General features: G+C 41.6%; 2 protein-coding genes. Both read right to left on the bottom strand.

From position 1 onward, the window contains the following. Positions 1–139: 139 nt before the first annotated feature. Positions 140–718, bottom strand: a complete 579-nt coding sequence (locus ACEYX7_RS10845) for a TerD family protein (RefSeq protein ID WP_374805528.1) — start codon at positions 716–718, stop codon at positions 140–142. A 172-nt stretch (positions 719–890) separates the two neighbouring features. Further along, positions 891–1,745, bottom strand: a complete 855-nt coding sequence (locus tag ACEYX7_RS10840) for a TerD family protein (RefSeq protein ID WP_465246282.1) — start codon at positions 1,743–1,745, stop codon at positions 891–893. Positions 1,746–1,854 lie beyond the last annotated feature (109 nt).

The following is a 1,854-nucleotide window of genomic DNA, read 5'->3' as shown; positions in this document are numbered from 1 at the left end:
CCGATGAATCTTTTGCTGCTAATATCTATCTGGCTGCAACAATAATCAATTTGCGTTAATTGTCAACACACCCTAGTTTTGCAACAAAATTATCGGCTTATAATTGAATCACTTCAATAAGAAATGACATGGTAAAGACTTAGCCAATATTAATACCGTATTGACCGCACATTGCCGCCAAGCCACCGCCATAGCCTTGACCTACAGCACGGAATTTCCACTCGCCATTGTGGCGATAGACTTCACCGAATACCATCGCTGTTTCAGTTGAATAGTCTTCACCCAAGTCAAAACGCACTACTTCCACGCCTGTGTCTTGGTTTACTACACGGATAAAGGCATTCGCAATTTGACCGAAGTTTTGACCACGTGCTTGACCATCGTGAATGGTTACAGTGATCGCAATCTTGTCCACGTCAGGTGAAACTTTGGATAAATCTACCAAGATTGATTCATCATCGCCATCGCCCTGACCGCTACGGTTATCACCAGTATGCTCTACCGCACCATCGCTTGACTTCAATTGATTATAAAAAATAAAGTCATGGTCGCCACGCACTTTGCCTGCTGTAGTCAATAAAAATGCACTGGCATCCAAGTCAAAATCTTGACCGTCCGTCGAGCGTTCGTCCCAACCCAAGCCAATCAAAATACGTACCAAGTTTGGATCGGTTTTACTTAAAGATAAGTTACCGCCTTTGTTTAAGCTAATTGCCATCTCATTTCTCCTAGATAAAAACTGTTTAATAAAATCTGATATAAATAAAGCAAATACAGCACAAAACTGGTTTAAACCATTTATATTTACACTGTAACTTTGCATAGAATTTAACATATTTTTGTCAAATTAACAGCATTTCTGCATATCGTTTTGTGCAATATCAGTAACTTTATTTGGAACCACGCTGCCACTGCAAACCAAAGCCAAAAGCTTGATCTAACTCTCTGTGTCCACCAAAATACTGCACACGTCGATCCACTTGGATACTGCCGCCAACATTACTCAGCTCAACGATACCACACATACCCAAGTTACGCCCTTCAGCAGTCAAGGCGATTTCAATTTCAGGTTGATTCGGTACAAAAATACGCACTACGCCATCAGTTGCCGCCCAATTCGGAACACCTTGATAAATAAAGGCATAAATCACCATATGGCGAACTTTACTCCACTCTTGTCCATTGATGCGAAGCCATTCACCGTCTTGGCTTGGGCCGGTACGGTCATCGGCAGACAGCTGTACATAAGGGTAACGTTGGAACTCACCAAAGCTATTACCCAGTGCTTGTACAATGCCTTTTTGCCCGTCTTGCATTTCAAAAAAGCAACCTAAGTCTAAATCGACACCTTTATTTTGACCGCCCAATAATTTATTGAAGAATCCACCACTTTGCTGTTGCTGAGCATTTGGATTTCTATTCCAATTTAGATTGATTTTGATTTCACCAAAACCACCGCCACCTTGTTTGGTCAAATTGATACGGCTATTGCCTTTGTCCAAAGTCACTTTACGAAGATTGACATTCGACGATGGACGAGTGGTATTGATTGGGGTCGGACTTTGTGTCAATTGTGGGCTTGCTGTTGGAGTTGGTGCTGGATTGTTTTTTGCTGGCGTATCATTGGCAATCTCAACACCAAAATGCTCTGCCAAAGGCTTTAAACCACCGTTAAAGCCTTGTCCAACTAAACGAAATTTCCACTTGCCTTGATGACGATAAAACTCGCCGATAATCAATGCCAGTTCACTACGCCCTGCACAATTAATTATACCTTGTGCTAGGGTGTGTTGACATACAAAGAAAATCAGTTATTCTGATTATATGAATAGACTAACACTTACTGATGCCCAA

Source organism: Hubeiibacter jixunmingi, from assembly GCF_041928215.1.
Classification (GTDB): Bacteria; Pseudomonadota; Gammaproteobacteria; order Pseudomonadales; family Moraxellaceae; genus Acinetobacter.
Note: the sequence above shows the minus strand (reverse complement) of the source record. Positions and strands in the feature narration are given on the sequence as shown.

What these genes read in the sequence shown, in the direction of transcription:
- ACEYX7_RS10845 (WP_374805528.1), bottom strand. Translation starts at nt 718, where the DNA reads ATGGCAATTAGCTTAAACAAAGGCGGTAACTTATCTTTAAGTAAAACC.